Annotated in this window: 21 protein-coding genes; 10 read left to right on the plus strand and 11 right to left on the minus strand. The window is 61.2% G+C overall.

Annotated elements, in window-relative coordinates:
- Window positions 1-62: 62 nt before the first annotated feature.
- Window positions 63-1,043 carry an L-histidine N(alpha)-methyltransferase gene (gene egtD / locus BPHYT_RS34855; protein ID WP_012428826.1) on the minus strand — a complete coding sequence of 327 codons (981 nt, stop codon included), beginning with the start codon at window positions 1,041-1,043 and terminating at the stop codon, window positions 63-65.
- A 562-nt stretch (window positions 1,044-1,605) separates the two neighbouring features.
- Here egtD and rarD point away from each other — a divergent pair.
- Entirely contained in the window at window positions 1,606-2,502 is an 897-nt protein-coding gene (gene rarD / locus BPHYT_RS34860) for an EamA family transporter RarD (RefSeq protein WP_012428827.1), read from the plus strand.
- Window positions 2,503-2,541: 39 nt separating this feature from the next.
- On the opposite strand, the gene BPHYT_RS34865 is transcribed toward rarD, so the two are convergent.
- Window positions 2,542-3,081 (minus strand): Mpo1 family 2-hydroxy fatty acid dioxygenase, encoded by a 540-nt coding sequence (locus tag BPHYT_RS34865; RefSeq protein ID WP_012428828.1) that lies wholly within the window; start codon window positions 3,079-3,081, stop codon window positions 2,542-2,544.
- Between the two features lie 91 nt (window positions 3,082-3,172).
- On the opposite strand from BPHYT_RS34865, the gene BPHYT_RS34870 reads away from it, so the two are divergent.
- On the plus strand, window positions 3,173-3,886 hold the full coding sequence (locus tag BPHYT_RS34870) for a Crp/Fnr family transcriptional regulator (RefSeq protein ID WP_012428829.1): 714 nt from the start codon (window positions 3,173-3,175) through the stop codon (window positions 3,884-3,886).
- A gap of 69 nt (window positions 3,887-3,955) precedes the next feature.
- Here BPHYT_RS34870 and BPHYT_RS34875 read toward each other — a convergent pair whose 3' ends face one another.
- From BPHYT_RS34875 to BPHYT_RS39375, 3 genes are all read right to left on the minus strand, one after another.
- The gene (locus tag BPHYT_RS34875; RefSeq protein WP_012428830.1) at window positions 3,956-4,291 is read right to left on the minus strand and encodes a hypothetical protein; all 336 of its coding nucleotides are present in this window, start codon (window positions 4,289-4,291) and stop codon (window positions 3,956-3,958) included.
- Window positions 4,292-4,542: 251 nt separating this feature from the next.
- Window positions 4,543-4,914, minus strand: a complete 372-nt coding sequence (locus BPHYT_RS34880) for a hypothetical protein (protein ID WP_012428831.1) — start codon at window positions 4,912-4,914, stop codon at window positions 4,543-4,545.
- A gap of 342 nt (window positions 4,915-5,256) precedes the next feature.
- The gene (locus tag BPHYT_RS39375) at window positions 5,257-5,619 is read right to left on the minus strand and encodes a hypothetical protein (protein ID WP_238535719.1); all 363 of its coding nucleotides are present in this window, start codon (window positions 5,617-5,619) and stop codon (window positions 5,257-5,259) included.
- 189 nt (window positions 5,620-5,808) lie between these two features.
- Here BPHYT_RS39375 and BPHYT_RS34885 point away from each other — a divergent pair, with 189 nt between their 5' ends.
- Window positions 5,809-6,987 carry a methyltransferase type 11 gene (locus BPHYT_RS34885; protein WP_238535720.1) on the plus strand — a complete coding sequence of 393 codons (1,179 nt, stop codon included), beginning with the start codon at window positions 5,809-5,811 and terminating at the stop codon, window positions 6,985-6,987.
- A gap of 56 nt (window positions 6,988-7,043) precedes the next feature.
- Here BPHYT_RS34885 and BPHYT_RS34890 read toward each other — a convergent pair whose 3' ends face one another.
- The 3 genes from BPHYT_RS34890 to BPHYT_RS34900 all read right to left on the minus strand — a co-directional run bounded on the left by BPHYT_RS34890 (window position 7,044) and on the right by BPHYT_RS34900 (window position 8,800).
- Window positions 7,044-7,304, minus strand: coding sequence for a hypothetical protein (locus BPHYT_RS34890; protein WP_012428833.1), 261 nt, complete (start codon window positions 7,302-7,304; stop codon window positions 7,044-7,046).
- Window positions 7,297-8,046: a DNA/RNA non-specific endonuclease gene (locus BPHYT_RS34895; protein WP_041759408.1), complete on the minus strand. Its 750-nt coding sequence runs from the start codon at window positions 8,044-8,046 to the stop codon at window positions 7,297-7,299. Before BPHYT_RS34895 ends, BPHYT_RS34890 begins: the two co-directional genes overlap by 8 nt.
- Before the next feature lie 394 nt (window positions 8,047-8,440).
- Window positions 8,441-8,800 carry a DUF3564 domain-containing protein gene (locus tag BPHYT_RS34900; protein WP_012428835.1) on the minus strand — a complete coding sequence of 120 codons (360 nt, stop codon included), beginning with the start codon at window positions 8,798-8,800 and terminating at the stop codon, window positions 8,441-8,443.
- A gap of 160 nt (window positions 8,801-8,960) precedes the next feature.
- Here BPHYT_RS34900 and BPHYT_RS34905 point away from each other — a divergent pair, with 160 nt between their 5' ends.
- The gene (locus BPHYT_RS34905; protein WP_012428836.1) at window positions 8,961-9,647 is read left to right on the plus strand and encodes a DUF4410 domain-containing protein; all 687 of its coding nucleotides are present in this window, start codon (window positions 8,961-8,963) and stop codon (window positions 9,645-9,647) included.
- 72 nt (window positions 9,648-9,719) lie between these two features.
- Here the strand turns inward: BPHYT_RS34905 and BPHYT_RS34910 are convergent, their stop codons facing one another.
- Window positions 9,720-11,423 carry an acid phosphatase gene (locus tag BPHYT_RS34910; RefSeq protein ID WP_012428837.1) on the minus strand — a complete coding sequence of 568 codons (1,704 nt, stop codon included), beginning with the start codon at window positions 11,421-11,423 and terminating at the stop codon, window positions 9,720-9,722.
- Window positions 11,424-11,521: 98 nt separating this feature from the next.
- Entirely contained in the window at window positions 11,522-11,809 is a 288-nt protein-coding gene (locus BPHYT_RS34915; RefSeq protein ID WP_012428838.1) for a hypothetical protein, read from the minus strand.
- Between the two features lie 278 nt (window positions 11,810-12,087).
- Here BPHYT_RS34915 and BPHYT_RS34920 point away from each other — a divergent pair, with 278 nt between their 5' ends.
- Window positions 12,088-13,062 (plus strand): IclR family transcriptional regulator, encoded by a 975-nt coding sequence (locus BPHYT_RS34920; protein ID WP_012428839.1) that lies wholly within the window; start codon window positions 12,088-12,090, stop codon window positions 13,060-13,062.
- 90 nt (window positions 13,063-13,152) lie between these two features.
- On the opposite strand, the gene BPHYT_RS34925 is transcribed toward BPHYT_RS34920, so the two are convergent.
- On the minus strand, window positions 13,153-14,226 hold the full coding sequence (locus BPHYT_RS34925; RefSeq protein ID WP_012428840.1) for a porin: 1,074 nt from the start codon (window positions 14,224-14,226) through the stop codon (window positions 13,153-13,155).
- Between the two features lie 441 nt (window positions 14,227-14,667).
- Here BPHYT_RS34925 and BPHYT_RS34930 point away from each other — a divergent pair, with 441 nt between their 5' ends.
- Genes BPHYT_RS34930 through BPHYT_RS34950 form a run of 5 tightly spaced genes read left to right on the plus strand, consistent with a single transcriptional unit; the run spans window position 14,668 to window position 17,752 of the window.
- The gene (locus BPHYT_RS34930; protein ID WP_012428841.1) at window positions 14,668-14,982 is read left to right on the plus strand and encodes a non-heme iron oxygenase ferredoxin subunit; all 315 of its coding nucleotides are present in this window, start codon (window positions 14,668-14,670) and stop codon (window positions 14,980-14,982) included.
- Between the two features lies 1 nt (window position 14,983).
- A complete protein-coding gene (locus BPHYT_RS34935) occupies window positions 14,984-15,295 on the plus strand; it encodes a recombinase-like helix-turn-helix domain-containing protein (protein WP_012428842.1) in 312 nt (103 codons plus the stop codon).
- A 48-nt stretch (window positions 15,296-15,343) separates the two neighbouring features.
- A complete protein-coding gene (locus BPHYT_RS34940) occupies window positions 15,344-16,438 on the plus strand; it encodes an aromatic ring-hydroxylating dioxygenase subunit alpha (protein ID WP_012428843.1) in 1,095 nt (364 codons plus the stop codon).
- On the plus strand, window positions 16,431-17,198 hold the full coding sequence (locus BPHYT_RS34945) for an SDR family oxidoreductase (RefSeq protein WP_012428844.1): 768 nt from the start codon (window positions 16,431-16,433) through the stop codon (window positions 17,196-17,198). The genes BPHYT_RS34940 and BPHYT_RS34945 overlap by 8 nt, the downstream gene beginning before the upstream one ends.
- 26 nt (window positions 17,199-17,224) lie before the next feature.
- Window positions 17,225-17,752 carry a cupin domain-containing protein gene (locus tag BPHYT_RS34950; protein WP_012428845.1) on the plus strand — a complete coding sequence of 176 codons (528 nt, stop codon included), beginning with the start codon at window positions 17,225-17,227 and terminating at the stop codon, window positions 17,750-17,752.
- Window positions 17,753-17,767 lie beyond the last annotated feature (15 nt).

Raw genomic sequence — 17,767 nt, forward strand, 5'->3', positions numbered from 1 at the left:
GGCGATAACGCGCCGTCTTGCCGTGTTTGCGTGGCCGTGCTTCAGTCAGCGGCCCGACGCACTCATCGCGCCACGAGCAGACTCTCCGCAAAGCCCCATTCGTCTTCGATCCATTGATGGCTGCACACGAAGCCGGCATCGTCGGCAATCGCGGGCATCTCTTCCGCGCGATATTTGTGGCTGCTCTCCGTCCAGATCGTCTCGCCCGCCTTGAGCGACACCGTCAATTGCGCCGCGCCCACGCGCGCGGTGATGTCGCGCTTTGCTCGCAGATGCATTTCGATACTGCGCGCGTCCGGGTTGAAGCGCGCGACGTGCTCGAACGCATCGAGCGGAAAGTCGCCGTCGAGCTCGCGATTGATGCGCGCCAGCAGGTTCAGATTGAACGACGCAGTGACGCCGATCGAGTCGTCGTAGGCGGCCACCAGTACAGGCGTCGGCTTGATCAGGTCTGTGCCGAGCAACAACGCGTCGCCGGGAGCGAGCATGTTGCGGATGTCGCGCAAGAAACGCGTTGCCGCGAGTCTGCCGAAGTTACCGATCGTACTGCCAAGAAACAGTACGAGTAACCGCTCGTCCGCCGCGCGTTGCTTGCTCACTTCAGCAAGGCCGGCCAGGTAATCGCGTTCATAGCCGACAATCGAAATGCGCTCGATATCGCCGAGTTCGCGCCTGCACAACTGCAGAGCGCTGCGCGAAATTTCAATCGGGCAGTAAGAAGTGGGGCGCTTTTTACACAGCGCTTCCAGAATGCGCCGCGTTTTACGGCCGCTGCCGCTGCCGAGTTCGGCGACCGTCACGTCGTGTGGCAAGTGCGCGACGATGTCCGCTGCATGTTTGGTCAGCAGACGTTCTTCGGCGCGCGTCACGCCGTATTCCGGCAACACGGTGATCACTTCGAACAGCGCGGAGCCCACTTCGTCATACAGATACTTCGACGGCAGTTCTTTCTGCGGCGTATGAGTGAGGCCGGCGCGAACGTCGGCGGCAAAGGCGGAACGTAGGTCGGGCGATGCGTCGTGCGATAGGGCTGGCTGGGTCATGCTGGCTCCAGTAGTCACATTCGATGAGCGGGATTGCTGCCGGGCGGCGGCACGCGCGATGAAACTCAGTTAGCGTGCCGTGGAGAAGAAGGCGGGCTCGGTCCGTTGGACTGTCATCGCCGGCCCGGCTCATGGATGCTGCACATGCAGTCCCCAAGGGGACTTGCTTGGGTGTCGCGAACGGTGATGCAAGCAGCGTCGCAGAACTAGATAGCAAGATTCGCGCTTGAGCCGCTTGGCGCGGGATCATATGTGGCGTTGGCCGCACATGAAGTTATGTTCTAGTCCATCGACGTGCGATGCGCACGGAATAATTCCAGCCGATTGATGACAGCGCGCGGACCCACGCGGGAGCCGCGAGCGGATAAGCCGTCTAGAATGCCGCCTTCGTATCCTTTTATCGAAGCAAAAAACGCAGGGCTGGATACGTACTGCCCGCTTGTGAGACTTCACTTCCAATGACAACAACAAATACCGAGCGCCTGAATGCTGCGCTGCAAACAACACTACCCGCGCACGCGCCGGTATTGTTTCTCGAAGCACCTACCCAACCGGTCGCTCGATGAACCAGTATGACCTAAGGCGCGGGATCGCGCTGTCGGTGTGCGCGACCACGACGTTTGCATTACTGTCCGCTTACGCAACCCTGCTCGCGCCGCTAAGCGGCCTCGACATTTTCGCGTGGCGCGTTATCTGGACTGTGCCGGGAGCATTGTTGCTGGTGGCGTTGAGAAAGCGCCTGCCCATTCTGCGGCGGCTTCTTTACCGCATGGTGACCGAGCCGAAACTCGGCATGGCGATGATCGTGAGCGCGGCGTTGCTTGGCGTGCAACTGTGGGTGTTTCTGTGGGCGCCGCTACATGGCCGGATGCTCGAAGTCTCGCTCGGCTATTTCCTGATGCCGCTGACGATGGTATTAGTCGGGCGCTTTTATTATCACGAGCGTCTGGACGGTTTGCAGTGGCTGGCTGTTGCGTGCGCGGCGACGGGCGTCGGCCATGAATTGTGGGTGACGGGCGCATTTTCGTGGCCGACTTTGCTGGTCTCGCTCGGCTATCCGCCGTATTTCGTTTTGCGTCGCAAGATCAATCACGACTCGCTCGCGATGTTCACTGTGGAAATGGCGTTGCTGTTGCCGCCGGCCATTGCGCTGGTTTTCAACGGCGGCTCGCTGGCGATGATCGCCGGCCATCCCGGCCGCTGGTGGCTACTGTTGCCGGGTCTCGGTGCGCTGAGCACCATCGCGCTCGCGTCGTATCTCAAGGCGAGCCGGTTGTTGCCGGTCGCGTTGTTCGGCATTCTCGGCTACGTCGAGCCGGTGTTGCTGGTACTGATCTCGATCACTGTGCTCGGCGAAACGCTGAGCGTCTCACAGCTGGCGACCTACGTTCCCATCTGGATCGCGGTCGCGCTGACGGCATTGCATAGCGTGCGCCTCGTTCGACTCGCACCGAGCTGAGTCGCATCGAACAGGCACTCGCTGAAGCGGCGGCGCGCTTCAGCGATGCGCCGCCGTATGGGCCGCATTAATACGCGTCGGACCGACCTGCGCCTCGATCGCTGCGCGCAGCGCGGGCCGCCAGCCGAAGCCGAACAACGCTTCGGCCAGCACGAACAGCGGTCCGATCAGCAGGCCGATCACATCATCCACAAAGGCAGGCTTGCGATGTTCGTAGGCCACGTGTCCAACGAACTGAAACACCCAGCCCACCAGAAAGAGCCCTACACCGATCGCGAGCCACGCGAACGTCGACTGTGTGGCCGTCCACTGGCCGAACGCGACGCAGAGCGCGGACACGAAGGTCATCATCACGCCGAGCGGCACGTCGAGCACGAGGTAATACAGCGTGGCCGCGACGAACAACGCCCACGCCGGCGACAGCGTCAGCGGCCAGGCGCCGACAGCGAAAGCAGGCCGGCTCAACAACACCGCCAGCGCCAGCACGATCATCGGAATGCCGATGAAATGCGTGGCGATATTGCGCCGGTCACGATGGTAGGCCGCGTATTGCGTAAGCTGTTGCGTCAGCGTTCTCATGGATGCCGCTCCTCTTTCAAAGTCAGCATAATCGCGGGCAGCGCAATTTGAAACCATCGGGTAGCCGACAATCGGGCACGAGTGCCGTTCTATGACTGCGAGTTTTCCATCGAATGTGCTTGCCGCGCTGCTCGGACGCAGCGCGTGGTTTCGCTCGACGCCCGCCGCCATGCAGGCGCAGTTGATCGAAGCGGGGCGTGTCGAACGGCTTGCTGCCGGTCAGCGGCTCTTCACGCGCGGCGATTCCGACGACGGCCTCTATTGCCTGCTCGATGGACTGGTGAGAATCGGCGCGGCCAGTTCGGCGGGCAAGGAGGCTTTGCTTGCCGTCATCGAACCGGTGAACTGGTTTGGCGAGATCGCGCTGTTCGACAACCGGCCGCGAACTCACGACGCGTATGCCGAACGCGATTCCGAGCTGTTTCATGTTCCGCGCGCCGCACTCGCCGCGCTACTCGAACGTACGCCCGCTTATTGGCATCTGTTCGGTTTGCTGTTGACGCAAAAGCTGCGTCTTGCTTTCGACGCGATCGAAGAAGCCGCTTTGCTGCCCGCCGCGCAGCGCGTGGCGCGTCGCCTGTTACTGATGGCAGGTGGCTACGGCGAGCCCGGTGCATTCCGCCGCGTGCTCAAAGTCCCGCAAGAAGATCTCGCGATGATGCTGGCGCTGTCCCGGCAAACCATCAACCAGGTGCTGAAGCAGTTTGAAACGCAAGGCGCGCTGAAGCTCGGATACGCCGAAATCGAAATTGCCGACATGCAGAAGCTGGCCGCATTGGCTGAGTTAAATCCCGTTGCGGATTGATTGCAGTGCTTTTGCTTTTTACCTCTCGCCTGCTCACAAGAAGAATGCGAACGGCAGCGTGGCGGCGAGCTAGACCGCGGCCACGTTGCGCCGCTTCAACGGTCCGATCATCGCGGCGGGAAGTGTCGAAATCAGCGTGTGCAGGGTGAAGTCGAGGTCGCCAGGAGCGATGTCGAGTTGCACGCGGATTTCCTGGCGCACCGCCTGCGTGGCGACGACATAAACACCGAGAGGAGAATGAAGCAGAGCGCGAAGCTGGGTGCCGGGCAGTTCATACTGCCGATGCGGCAGCGTTATCTGCAAGCGCACGCGTGCAGCGGGGAACGGAATGACGTTGCTGCGTAGAACGCGCGGCTCGTTGACCGGCTGGGTGGCGAAACTGTCGATGGATTGTGTGAGAGCCATGTGATGCGGCGTTCGTCGACGCCATGGTTGATCAAGACAGTTCGAGATTAGACGTCAGCGGGTAAACGCGGTGCAAAAATTGGGGTGTGCGTTGAAAAAATCATACAGGGTTGCCTGAAGCGGACACGCTCAATCGATACGAACTGCGCATAAAAAAAGGCGAGTCATATGACTCGCCCTCCCTGAACGGCACAGTTCGGCTTCGATTACCTACACATGCCTGGCCGGTGCGTGCCGAAACCGATCACGTGTTATTGCGTTTTTGTCGTGTCGGTCTTTGCGCCGTCGGCTTTTACCGGGGCATTGCTGGCCTCTTTCGCGCTCTCCGTTTTAGTCGTGGCGGCGCTCGTTTCAGCCGCGGCCTTCTTGGTGGTCTTGTGCGCTTTCGCCGTGTGATGGGCGGAAGTCTTCTTCACGTGCGCTTTGGTCGCGGCTTTGGCCGGCGCCTTCGTTGCTGCGGCGCCGTCATCCGTGGCGCCCGTTTGTACGGCGGTGCTCGCCTTCAGGTTCGCCTGGCCGGCGGGTTGCGTTTGCGCGGGCTGCGCGGCGGACGGTGCGGCCGTTTGAGCGAAAGCGGTCGACACGAGCAGAGCGGAAGCGAGTGCGGCGAAAAGCGTCTTCATGGTTTAACTCCTGGTTTAACCGGTTGATTCTTGTGTCGCGGCTGAAATTTTTCAGCGCTGCCGGTTTAACGTTGACGGGAAGACAGGAGTTGACGTCGCTCTGGTGACAAAACGTAACCGCTGAAACATATTGGGGATCCCGAAGCAGTTTCGGTGGTTTGGTCTACGTTGCGACGGCAAGTTGGAAACTGGCTTGTTCGCACAAAGAGTGCTATTTGTATTGTGATATAGGAGTTTCCGCCAGCGGAATATCATCTGCGCTCCACGTCAATCGGGCGGGACGGCTATTGTTAAACTGGCCTGACGTGTCATCTAACTTGTGCGAAACACCAGATGAACCAGTCACTCAAACTCGCGTCGCGGCGCGCGCAGGATCCGGCATTTCTGCATGGCTACTTCTCCGGCGTCGGCTTGGATATCGGCGCCGGGAGCGATCCTGTTTCCGACTACGCAGGTCTTTTTCCTGGCATCGAGCAACTGTTCGCCTGGAACGTGAATGAGCGTGACGTTATCTATATGGACGAAGCGCCGGCCGATGTACTTGATTTCGTTCATTCGGATTGTCTTGGGCGCTTCGACAACGCCCGGCAGGTGCTCGCCAGGTGGCTCGAACTCATCAAGCCCGGCGGTTATCTGATTTTGACGTTGCCGGTCGATCCTCGCGGCGAGGAAGGAATATCGCCGACCCTCGCGGATGTCGATCATGAACGCACCTTCACTCTGCAACGGCCCGACGTGCCGAGCGCGGGTTCCGTGAATGTGCTCGACCTGGTGAATGATGCCTCGCTTGTTTCGTCATGCGAACGCATTTGCGTGCTGCGCGAGTTCGGCGAGAATCGGCAAGAGGGTTCGGCGGACAGACAGCATCAGGCGGCCGCTTACGCGATAGAAATCGTGCTGCGCAAGCGCGATGTGCCTCCACTCTTCGAGCTGGCCACTGCCATGCCGGGCGCGGAAACCGATTCGGAAATGCTGGACCTTTGCCATGAAACGCTAAGACTGTATCCGTATCGGCTCCAGACCTACTTCCACATCAACCTTGAACTGGTGCGTCGGGGCCTTCACGATCGATTAGAGGACCTGTGGGACGAAAGCGTCCGGCGACTCCCGAACGAGCGCTTGCCTCGACTCTTCAATGCGCTGATGGTGATTGCTCTCGGCAAACTCACCGAGGGTTTTCGTCGACGTGAGGCGCTATTCGACGGCGCGGACTGGCGAGGCCGGACCACCGTGGCGCCGCCGGCCTATGCAAAGTGGTGCGGCGAGTCGCTTAAAGGTAAATCGATCGTTATCTGGAGCGAATTCGGTCTGGGCGACGAGATTTTCTTTTTTCGGTTTGCGCGAATTTATCGTGAACGCCACGGGGCGGCGCGGGTGACGGTGGTGTGTCAGGCGCCGCTCGTCGAATTGTTCAGGGCCTCAGGCGAGGCCACCGCGATCTGCCCGGTCGAAGATGCGCCGCAACTGCCGTGTCATGACTATTGGGTCTATCCGCATGCGATCCCGGTGTGGGCGTCTCTCGACATCGATCATTTGCCGCAGGTGGTGCCGTATCTGCGCGCGGACGTCGAGCACACACCGATGGTTTTGCCTGGCAACGCGCAGGCACTGAAAGTCGGCGTGATTTTCAAGGGTGCGCCGACGCACGAGAACGATGCCGCCAGATCGCTGCCGTCGCTCAGTTGTCTCGATCCACTCTTCGCGCTCGACGACGTGGAGTTTTACATCATGCAGAAGGGACAAGGCGAAGAGGAAGCCGCCGACTACGCCGTGCGCTCGCGCAACGTGCATGACCTCGGACCTCGTCTTCGTTCATTTGGCGATACGGCAAAAGTGATGAACGCGCTGGACCTGATCATTAGCGTGGACACGTCGGCGGCCAATCTGGCGGGCGCGATGGGTAGGCCGTTGTGGCTGATGTTGCCCATGCTGGGCGACTGGAGATGGCACCTCGAACGGGAAGACAGTCCGTGGTTTCCCTCTGCCCGCCTGTTTCGGGAAAAAGGCAGAGGGTGGTCCGAGGTCGTGGAGCGGATTCGTTTGGCGTTGATCGACCTGCGCAACGCAAGATGAGGGCCGGCCGCTCGCACGAAAAAATGCATCACGCCAGCTGCCGGCGCTTTGCGTGACTAATTGAACGGGTTCTGCACGACACCGGGCTTCGCGTCCGGTTCGTCCTTGACCTTCGCGGGCAAATTGCTCTGCGCCTGCAAGCTTGCCACGATCGCATCCACCGCTTCTTTCAGTGCCAACGCCGCCTTCAATCCACGCTGATCCTGCGTCAGTTCCAGCGTGCCGTTCAGCACGATGCGCGTCGTGCCGTTACTCACCGTCAAGGCATCGCCCTGAATGTTGAGCACGTCGTCGTCGTTCGAATAGGGTTTAAACACCTTTCAGTCCTCCCGGTCGCTGGTCTTTGAGGTCCTCCGGAATACCCGGAAAACGGATGCCCGATGTTGCTTCGAGTTCGTGAATCGTCTTGATGTCGTAACGGTTCGTCGACACATTGTCCACCACCACGGCGAACGCTATCTTCCGCGACGGCACGTAGACCACCTTGAACAATTGCGTTGGCACGAACACGCGCGTCGGTCCGATAGTCTGCAGCTGCTGGCCGTTAAAGATCGGGCCGGTGACCACATAGGTATCGTCGTACGACACCGCGATCTTGCGCACGGAGGTCTCGATGCGCGCCCACAAACGCTGGTTGTTCTCGCGGTTTTGCGGCACGACGTTGGCGAGCGAGAACGATTGTGCCATCGCCTCCTGATTCCAGCGATTGCCCGCCGGGCTCATGTGGCCGCGGTCGAATCCGCTGCGCTTGTAGTCCGCGAGCGTGGCGCCTTCGCCGTCCGGCAGGCGCGCGTCTTCAAAGAACTTGTTGGTGCGCACCATGTCTTTGGCGGCCTCGATGTGATCGCGCGTCAGATGTTCGGCGGACCACAGCGGACCGTGCGTGATGCCCGAATGCAAAACCGCGAAATCGCTATAACAAAGCATGCGCGTTTTCGGCGCCATCTTCTGATTGCTCAGAACCGGCCATTGCGAATTCGGTGTGAATTGAGTGCAGGAAGGCGCTGCGCTGGCGTGAGCGGCAACGGCGAACAACAGACAGGCAAACCACTTCTTCATGTGTCAGTCAGTCGAGGGATGGGGGCGCAAGTATAGCGTTGCGAGCCCATCTCGCGCGACGTGAAATGCAGGGAAACACCGGAGGAGAAAACGGATTCACGCGCTGAGCGTTGTCATGGAAACGATGCCGCCGCATGGCGCGCACGGAGACGTCCACATCTCGTCGCACAAAAAAAACGGGCCGCCTTGCAGCGACCCTAATGCGTGGATTTCCAACTCTACTCACGCAAACTTAAGGCGACCTTAAATGCGCGTGCGACGAATTGGCAGACCCAATGGCAGTCAAAAAATCAAACAGATGGCGTGCGAACGCACGTACAAAATGACGCATGCGCGAGCGGAAACGCCCGCTCTTAAATGCGTCATTTCGACCGATAAAAAATAAGTGCAGAAACTAATTGCCGAACACGCTGTGCTCGGCGCGGACCTGTTGGCGGTCCACTGCTTGCAGACGCCAGAAACCGCTGGTCTGCGCGCGCGTCGGCAGGGCGGTCCACGCCGCGGCGCCTTGCGCGGCGCTCACGCGCTGCTTACGGTCCACGTGCAAACCGCGCAGCGTGCACAGCGGCGCATCCGTGCTGGGCGCGCAGAGAGTTGTCACGCCGTTGTCGTCGCGTAGTTCGCCCCACGGGGGCAAATCGATCCCTTGATGTGCTTCTCTCGACCACCGGTGCTCGTCGGTGTCGAGCCATAACACAGCGTAGTCGTGGCTGACGGTGGGATCGGAACCGTTGATCAGGATGGTCAGTCGCATGGCGGGTTCCGTACAAATTGCGAAGTTGTGCTTTAACAGTCTATGCTGCAACGGGCGTTATGCAAGGCAAACCGTATGACGATCAGGCACGAAAAAAACGGACGCACGCTGCGCACGGTTGTACGATAGGCGCGTCCTGTTACGGTCGCGGAGGCACGCCATGCTGCATCGATTTTTGCAATGCACGGTGATGGCGGGATGCCTGAGCGCGGCGGCCGCCGTCAACGCCGCGGCGGACAGTGCGCCGTTCGCGGCGCCTGCGCCAGTCGTCTACGTCGCCGACTTCGATCTGGACGTCGCGAACGTAACGCCGGACAGCGGACCGGGCCAACGGGTGCGCCGCCTGCGCGGCTTGCTGCCGAGCGGACCGGGACCGATGGGCCAGGACAAAAATCCGCAAGAGCATGCCAAACATATCGTGGACGAAATGGCGGACGCGCTGACGGACGATCTGAAAAAGGCTGGTGTCGATGCGCGCCGCAGTGCGCCGGGTCAACCGCTGCCGACCGTCGGTTGGCAAGTGCGCGGTGTGTTTTTGAGGGTCGACGACGGCAATCGCCTCAGGCGCGCGATGGTCGGTTTCGGCGCGGGCCAGAACGACATCCAGGTGGCGGTGTCCTGCGACAGCCTCGGCGCGCCTGATTTGCAGCCGCTATATCAGGCCGTCGACGAAGCCGACAGCAAGGGCATGCCGGGCGCGGCCATCAAACTGAATCCGTATGTGATCGCCGCCAAGTTCGTGATGGCGAGCGGCGACGAGAAGAAGACGATCAAAAAGACGGCTCAGCAGATTGCCGATGCGGTGGTTGCAAAACTGCACGGCGCTGCGCAGGCGAAACCGCAGTAGTTCGAGTTGAAATGCCTGGGGCCACGCGCGCCGCAGGCATTTCAACTTTCGAACGCTCATGCGTTCAAGCGCTCAAGCCAGATCCAACGTACCTGTCAAATCCCCCAACGGCGCGAGTCCGTTGCTCGCGAATGCCCGATCGCGCGCCACCACACCGTCGAGCGGCGCGAGGCCATGCACGCGGCTGATCAGCCGCAGAATCGAATTGGTGTCGTACACCGTGTGATCGACGTAACCCTTCTTCGCCAGCGGCGAAATCACCAGCGCGGGAATCCGCGAACCCGGACCCCAGCGATCGCCCTTCGGCGGCGACACGTGGTCCCACCAGCCGCCGTTCTCGTCGACGGTGACGACCACGACCGTGTTCGCCCACTGCGGCCCGCGTTGAATATGCTCGATCACCGTCGCGATGTGGCGGTCGCCCGATGCGACATCCGCGTAACCCGCGTGCATGTTCAGATCGCCTTGCGGCTTGTAGAACGTGACCGTCGGTAGGCGTCCTGCATCGATATCCGCGATCAGATGGTTGGTCGACGCGTCGTTGCCGAGACCGCCGTCGCGTAGATACCTGCGCCGCGCCGAAGTGCCCGGCGCGTAATTCGTGAAGTAGTTGAACGGCTGATGGTGATACTGGAAGTCAGGCACCGCGCCCGTGTCCTGATGCTCCAACGCGTACTGCCACGCGCCGCTGTACCACGCCCAGTCCACCCCCTTATCGGTCAGCCGGTCGCCGATCGTCGCGTAATTCTGCGGCGGCAGCACGCGCGGATTCGACAGGTCCGCGAAGGCCGGATTGCCGCCTTCAGCGGGTCGCACGTTGCTCGGCTGATACGGCGGCGCCATGGTGTTGACGGCGTAGCCGTCGGCGGTGAACGCGCCGTCGTTGACGAATTTCGGCGGACCGTCGAGCGCGGAGGCGGGCGACTCTGCCGATTGCTTCAGCCGCGCGCCGGTCGGATCGTCGCCGTCCACTACGGACACCATCTTCTTCGCCGGACTGTTCTGAATGTTGGGATAAAACGGCGCCTGCGCCGAGATCAGAAAGATGTGGTTCAGCCACGAGCCGCCGAAAGCCGCCATGAAGAAGTTGTCGCACAGGGTGTACTGCTGCGCGAGATTCCACAGACGCAACGTGTCGGCGGAATTACGGTAATGGCCCATCACCAGCCCGCCGGAATCGCCCCATGCGGCGAACTGATTGTTGCGGCCGGCGTTGATCTGCATCTGGTTCTGATAGAAGCGATGCACGAGGTCGCGCGTGATCACACCGGTGGGCAGCGGCGCGCCTTGCGCGTCGGCGATATGGAACGGGCGGTTGTGCAGGTTGACGATATCCTTCTGCCCGATCATGTAGCGCTTGCCGTCGACTTCCTGCGCTTGCGGCACGAGGCCGCCCCAGATGGCCGGCAAGCGCGGCAGCGGCGTTTTGCCGTCGCGGTCGAGTTGCAGATAACGCTCTGCGCTCACGGCATCGAGCGGATGCTGGACGCCGGGGAAATTGCCGTACAGGTTCGCGAAGCTGCGATTCTCCGCGTAGATCACGACGATGTGCTTCACCTGATCGTGAAGCGCGGCGTCGAGACGCAGGTCGGCGGCGCTGCGTGGCGCGCCGGTACTCGACACGCTTGGGTCGGTTTTGCAGCCCGTCAGCGCCAGTCCGATACCGACTGCTGCCAGGCCGGTAAGGACTCGGCGGCGTTCGGGGTCGTCGGGGGCGTTGTTCACGTTATCGGCGTTGTCGGCGTTCGGCGGCAGGGTGGATTCGTGATCGGTCATCAGTGGGTTCCGAAGTGGCTGTGACGGGCACTGGAGCGCCGCTCGGAGCGGCGTGCGCGCGGCACCGGTGGCGGATTCGAAGCAGCTGGAGATGCAGATTAAGGAAGCCGGCGCTTCACGCGCCAACTGTGATGCGTGGCGTCGACGGCAAGCAGAAGCCAATGCCGTGTGTCGACTGGGTGACGCTTTTGCGTGGCATAGCGGTCGACCATCAATTCGAGTTCGTCGAGCGCCCGGCGATGGCAGGTCGCGTTGGCGCCGGAACCATCCGCGAACTCGACGACGGCCGCTGCCCCTCGGGCCGGCTCGGGCAAGTGCGCGATGCGCACCGCGCAGCCCGGATAAAGGTGCGAGTCGGCAACCTGAATCTGAATGGAATTGGACATGAGCGTGGCCTCCGGACGCTTGAGCGGAGCGAAAGCGCGGCAGCGAGGCATCGCGCAATGGACCGCTTCAAAGCATAGCACCGCGTGAAATGGTGGCGGTGCAGCAATTGACATGGTTAACCACGACGCGGCATTCGGCGCGCGCCTAGTGACGGTCGACGATCGCGGGGCTCGTGGCCACTGCGTCATGCGCAAGAAATGGCGAAGGCGGTGAGGGCGGCGCGCCACGCGCTATCATGCTGATCTGACCTTGATGAACAGCAGAAACGGCAGCCAAGATGGCAAAAGAAGAGCAGACAGGAGCGGGACGCAAGCATACGAAGCCACGCGGCGCGGCAGCGTCGATTTCGCAGGAAGACGCGTTGCGGCCGGCCCAGGCAAATGACGCCGAGTCCCAGGATTCCACCGACGAAGAGAGCGCCGGCGGATCGACTTATCTCGTGCCGGGTCTTGAGCGGGGCCTACGCATTCTGGCGGAATTCAGCGCGCGTGAGCCGGTGCTCGGCGCGCCCGAATTGTCGAAGCGCATCGGCATTCCGCGCACCACTACGTTCCGTTTATTGCAGACGCTCGAAGCGCTCGGCTTTCTTGAGCGCGTCAATGGCGACCGCTATTTCCGCTTGAGCGTCGCGGTGTTGCGGCTCGGCTTCGAATATCTGAGTTCGCTCGAATTGACCGATGTCGGTACGCCGATACTCGAACGCCTGCGTGATGCCACGGGCCTGAGCACGCATCTGTTGATCCGCGATCAGCGCGACGTGGTGTTCGTCGCCAAGGCGCAGACCCATGCGCCGATGTTCAGCTCGGTGAAGGTGCATGTCGGTACGCGTTTGCCGGCGCATGCGACGGTGCACGGCCAGGTGTTGATGGGCGATCTGACTTTCGAGGAATTGCGGCAGCTGTATCCCGAGCCGCAACTCGAACGTTTCACCGAACGCACGCCGGCCACCGTCGAAGAACTGTACGAAAGAGTGCGCGAAAGCGCGGCGCTCGGTTACGCGTTGAGCGAGGCGTCGTTCGAGCGCGGCATTTCGGTGGTCAGCGCGCCGGTGCGCGACCAGAGCGGCAAGATCGCGGCGGCGTTGACCGTGACGATTCCGCGTTCGGATATCGGCGAAGCCGAAGAGCGCGAGCCGCTCATCATCGCGGTTTGCCAGGCGGCGCTCGAACTGTCCGAACGACTCAGCTACCGGCCGCGTCCGGACGATCCGACTGCGGTCCAGGCGCGCCGCAAGTCGGTGGCGGCAGGCTGACTCCGCTTCTGTTTCAGCATTCGCTTCAGCGCTAGTCCGGCTGCGTTCGCCGCCAGACTAGCCGCTTCGGATCACAGTCTCATCAGCGCATCAGAACGAGTGATGGATGCCAGTCAGAATGATCGTCTGGTTCCGTCCACTCGACACACCTGCTGTGAAGAACGCCGCATCCGTGTTCGAACCGGCGCGTTCATACAGCGCGTTCACATACAACTGCGTCGACTTCGACAGCGCGTAGATATCGCCGATTTCGAACTGCGTCCAGCGATGCCCCGCCAGCGTCGTCGTCGCGGCGCCACCGGCCACGGTGTTAAACGGCGTGAACTGGTAATTCGCGCCGACGTCGTAGCTCTGATAGGTGTTCGAGTGAGAACCCGACTCGAGCTTCACGCGCGTGTACAAACCGTGCACCAGCAGCTTGCCGAACTGATACGAGGCGCCCGCGCCCATGTTCTCGACCTTGTCCGCGGTATAGGTGGCAGCGGCCACGCCCTGGAAGTTGGTGATGCCCGTCGTGACGATCGACGGCGTGCGGTCGTGCTCGTTCGCGTACGTCGCACCGGCCTTGAACGGACCGTTCGCATAGCTAAGCGCAAAGCTCAGTGTCTTGCCGGTCGAGAAGTTGGTCGTGTTGCCGAGACCCATCATCGCGCCGACCTGAAAGCCGCTGAAACTCGCCGAGCGGAATTTCACCGAATTGTCGAACGGCACCACGCCCGTATCGGCGAGTTCGTCGATATTGCCCGGGTGGAACGCATACCAGCTCGCCGCCAGATAAGCCGTGCTCAGCGGACCCAACACGTCGAAGCTGAACGGAGTCTGATGACCGAGGGTCACCGTTCCTATCGAGTCTGAACTCAGACCGACAAACGCCTGGCGATTGAACAGCACACCGGCTTTAGCGAATGCGCCTGTGTTGGTATAAAAGCCGTTTTCCAACTGGAAAATCGTCTTCAGGCCGCCGCCCAAATCTTCCACGCCCTTCAGGCCCCAGCGGTCAGGCTGCATGTTGCCCTGTTCTTCCATCCACTTCGAATGGCCGCCGACATTGCTGATATACGCGACACCGGCATCCAGGCTGCCGTATAGCGTCACACTGCTCTGCGCCCATGCGCCTGTCGTTGCGCAGATTGCCGTCAAGCCGGCCGCAATGATGTGCTTCACCGTTGGTTCTCCTGATCACGCGACGGGTAGCTCTCGCCAGATTCGTCGACCCTGATCCTTGCTTTGGGTTGAATGCAGCTCTGGGGTTTATGCGCCAAAACTGCTACGCTTTATGTTCCACCTATGGGCGTTTGTATCGCCTATGGAAAAGTATAGTGAGTCTGGAAGCGGTCAAAATAAAATTTTGGACCCCGTACAAACCCGCATGAGAGCTGTCGGATTTGTCTGGAAATTTGGCTGAAAACCTTGCCTGAAAAGGCTTTGCGGGGATAAAGACTACTTGCGCGCGTTCGCAAGACGTTGTCTTGCAAGCGCCACACTCGGTGTTTTCCCCTACCAGTCGAGATTTTTATTTTCTCTGGCCAAAGCCGCTCCTATAATTATCCATACACGAACTGATGTTCCTTGTATGGAACATAAGGCTTCAGGAGAAGGCGAGAAATGACTGAACAATGGCGCTGCGCCGGCCATGCCGGCGACCTGTCCGATGACGCGCCGCTCGAGTTCAAGCTCGACGGCACCGAGATCGGCATCTACAAGGTGGGCGATGCGCTGTATGCGCTGGAAAACGTCTGCCCCCATGCGTACGCGTTGCTGACGCAGGGCTTTGTCGACGGCGACACCGTCGAGTGCCCGTTGCACGAAGCCGTGTTCCATATCCCGACCGGCAAATGCTTGAAAGAGCCCGGTGGCCGCGACCTGAAGGTGTACTCGGTGCGCCTCGCCGGTGAAGAAATCCAGATCAAGGTGGAATGACATGCGAGAGCAAATCGTGAACTTCAATCCTTTCCTGAAGCCGTGGCTCGCGCCGCAGCCGAACAACGTCGCGGGCAAGGGCGTGATCGAAAAGCCGGGCGAGACCGAGAACTTCATCTGGCAAACGCGCAAGGCCGAGCCGACGCAATACGAAAACGACTTCGGCGACGCGCTCGAAAAGGTCTTCGAAGCGGGTGCGATGGAGTTGCAGGAAGTGGTCGACGGTCTGAACCGCGTCGGCTTCCGCACCCCGGAAGGCAGCACGTGGAATGCCGACCGCCTCGCCGCCGAATTCCGCCTGCTCGCCGAATAGGCGCGCTTTCCCGAACACGTTTATCGCATTCGTATCTGGAGTCTCTTCATGACGTCCCCCAATACAAATCAAGACGCGGCCGATCCGATCCAGTCCTATCTGGACAAGGGCCTGCGTAACTACTGGTATCCCGTCGCGCCGAGCTGGCAAGTCGGCGACGCGCCGGTCGGCATCACGCGTCTCGGCGATCAGATCGTGCTGTGGCGCGACAAGGAAGGCCAGGTGCGCGCGCTCGAAGACCGCTGCCCGCACCGCGGCGCGCGTCTGTCGCTCGGCTGGAATCTTGGCGGCAGCGTCGCGTGCTGGTATCACGGCATTGAAATCGACGGCAGCGGTGAAGTCACCAAAGTGCCCGCCGTGTCGAACTGTCCGCTGGAAGGCCAGAAGTGCGTGAAGTCGTATCCGGTCGAAGAGCATGCCGGCGCGATCTTCCTGTGGTTCGGTGACGAAGCGCATAAAGAACCCACGCCGCTCGTGCTGCCGGAAGAACTGGTTGGCGAGGAATACGCGAGCTTCCTGTGCATGTCGCACTGGAAGTGCAATTACCAGTACGCGATCGACAACGTGATGGACCCGATGCACGGCGCCTATCTGCATGCGACGTCGCATTCGATGGCCGAAGGCGACAAGCAGGCCGACATGCGCGTGCGCAAGACCGAAACCGGACTGATGTTCGAAAAGGTCGGCCAGCGCGACGTGAATTTCGACTGGGTGGAACTCGGCGAAACCGGCGCGCTGTGGATGCGTCTTGCGATTCCGTACAGGAAGAAGTTCGGCCCGGGCGGCAACTTCGGGATCATCGGTTTTGCAACGCCGGTCGACGGCGACAACTGCCAGGTGTACTTCTGGCGCACTCGCAAAGTGTCGGGCTGGCAACGCGACGCATGGCGCTTCCTGTATCGCAATCGTCTGGAAGGTCTGCATTGGGCCGTGCTGGAGCAAGACCGCTATGTGCTGGAAAGCATGGCGCCGAACGCACGCGCTCATGAATTCCTGTATCAGCACGACGTCGGCATGACGCGTGTGCGCCGCATGTTGCGTCAGCGCGCGCAGCAGGACTTTGCCGCACTGGAAGCGCATCGCGCTGAAGCTGCGAAGGCAGGCACCGCGCAATCGGCGGAAGCAGGCCACAGCCATGCATAACGACGCGTCCGCAGCGCTCAACGGCCGGCGCGTCCTCGTGACGGGCGGCGCGCGCGGTCTCGGCGCGGCATTCGTCCGCTCGCTGGTGCAAGCCGGTGCGCAAGTCGTGTTCGGCGACGTGCTGCACGAAGAAGGCCGCGCGCTCGCGGCATCGCTCGTCGAGCAAGGACACGCAGTCACCTACGTGCCGCTCGATCTCGCCGACCCCACCAGCATCAAGCAATTCGCGGAGCAAGGCGCGGCGCAACTCGGCGGTCTCGACGCATTGATCAACAACGCGGCCATCACCAACTCCGGCGGCAAGTTCGCCGACGAGTTGTCTGTCGACACGTGGGACGCCGTGATGAACGTCAACGTGCGCGGCACCTGGTTAATGAGCACCGCCGCGCTGCCGTATCTGCGCGACTCGGGCCGCGGCAGCATCGTCAACATTGCCTCGGACACGGCGATGTGGGGCGCGCCGAAGCTGCTGGCTTATGTCGCTAGCAAAGGCGCCGTGATTTCGATGACCCGGTCGCTGGCGCGCGAATTCGGCGCGCATCAGGTGACGGTGAACGCGATCGCGCCGGGGCTGACCGAAGTCGAGGCGACCGCCTATGTGCCCGCCGAGCGCCACGAGTATTACCTGCAAGGCCGCGCGCTCACGCGCGCACAAGTGCCCGACGACGTCACCGGGCCCGTACTGTTCCTGTTATCCGATGCCGCTCGCTTCGTGACCGGCCAACTGCTGCCGGTCAACGGCGGCTTCGTGATGAATTGATCTTGTCGAATCGAAAGGAGAAAGAGATGGCGGACGCCGATATCGAACGCAAATCGTGGGACCAACCCGCGGACGTAAGCTTTGCCCAATGGCTGGACACTCGTGTCGCACGCCTGGAAACGCGGCGCTACGACTGGGACGCGCTGAAGTTTCAGGCCGACTACGACCCGAAGTATCGCCGCGCGCAAATGCGCTATGTCGGCACGGGCGGCACGGGCGTCGCGAAAGACATGAACACGGTGCCCGCGGGCGGCTTCACGTTTTCGACGATGGTGATTCCGGCGGGCAACATCGGCCCGAGCCATATTCATATGGATGTCGAAGAAATTTTCTTCGTGCTGCGCGGCAAGATGAAAGTGGTCTGCGAGAAAGACGGCGAAACTTGGGAAGCGGTGCTCGGCGAACGCGATCTGATCTCGGTGCCGCCGGGCGTGTATCGCACGGAAATCAACGTCGGTGAAGAAGACGCGTTGATGTGCGTGATGCTCGGTTCGCCGAAGCCTATTACGCCGACGTATCCGCCGGATTCGCCACTGGCGAAGCTCAAGCGCTAGGCCCTCAAACGCTAT

Source organism: Paraburkholderia phytofirmans PsJN, assembly GCF_000020125.1.
Lineage (GTDB): Bacteria > Pseudomonadota > Gammaproteobacteria > Burkholderiales > Burkholderiaceae > Paraburkholderia > Paraburkholderia phytofirmans.

Coding starts and splice junctions, on each gene's coding strand:
- BPHYT_RS34865 (WP_012428828.1), bottom strand. CDS start 3,081: ATGAGAACGCTGACGCAACAGCTTACGCAATACGCGGCCTACCATCGT.
- egtD (WP_012428826.1), bottom strand. CDS start 1,043: ATGACCCAGCCAGCCCTATCGCACGACGCATCGCCCGACCTACGTTCC.
- rarD (WP_012428827.1), top strand. CDS start 1,606: ATGAACCAGTATGACCTAAGGCGCGGGATCGCGCTGTCGGTGTGCGCG.
- BPHYT_RS34870 (WP_012428829.1), top strand. CDS start 3,173: ATGACTGCGAGTTTTCCATCGAATGTGCTTGCCGCGCTGCTCGGACGC.
- BPHYT_RS34940 (WP_012428843.1), top strand. CDS start 15,344: ATGACGTCCCCCAATACAAATCAAGACGCGGCCGATCCGATCCAGTCC.
- BPHYT_RS34875 (WP_012428830.1), bottom strand. CDS start 4,291: ATGGCTCTCACACAATCCATCGACAGTTTCGCCACCCAGCCGGTCAAC.
- BPHYT_RS34910 (WP_012428837.1), bottom strand. CDS start 11,423: ATGACCGATCACGAATCCACCCTGCCGCCGAACGCCGACAACGCCGAT.
- BPHYT_RS34950 (WP_012428845.1), top strand. CDS start 17,225: ATGGCGGACGCCGATATCGAACGCAAATCGTGGGACCAACCCGCGGAC.
- BPHYT_RS34935 (WP_012428842.1), top strand. CDS start 14,984: ATGCGAGAGCAAATCGTGAACTTCAATCCTTTCCTGAAGCCGTGGCTC.
- BPHYT_RS34895 (WP_041759408.1), bottom strand. CDS start 8,046: ATGAAGAAGTGGTTTGCCTGTCTGTTGTTCGCCGTTGCCGCTCACGCC.
- BPHYT_RS34905 (WP_012428836.1), top strand. CDS start 8,961: ATGCTGCATCGATTTTTGCAATGCACGGTGATGGCGGGATGCCTGAGC.
- BPHYT_RS39375 (WP_238535719.1), bottom strand. CDS start 5,619: ATGATCGACATCCGCGAGGGTCGGCGATATTCCTTCCTCGCCGCGAGG.
- BPHYT_RS34880 (WP_012428831.1), bottom strand. CDS start 4,914: ATGAAGACGCTTTTCGCCGCACTCGCTTCCGCTCTGCTCGTGTCGACC.
- BPHYT_RS34930 (WP_012428841.1), top strand. CDS start 14,668: ATGACTGAACAATGGCGCTGCGCCGGCCATGCCGGCGACCTGTCCGAT.
- BPHYT_RS34900 (WP_012428835.1), bottom strand. CDS start 8,800: ATGCGACTGACCATCCTGATCAACGGTTCCGATCCCACCGTCAGCCAC.
- BPHYT_RS34920 (WP_012428839.1), top strand. CDS start 12,088: ATGGCAAAAGAAGAGCAGACAGGAGCGGGACGCAAGCATACGAAGCCA.
- BPHYT_RS34915 (WP_012428838.1), bottom strand. CDS start 11,809: ATGTCCAATTCCATTCAGATTCAGGTTGCCGACTCGCACCTTTATCCG.
- BPHYT_RS34945 (WP_012428844.1), top strand. CDS start 16,431: ATGCATAACGACGCGTCCGCAGCGCTCAACGGCCGGCGCGTCCTCGTG.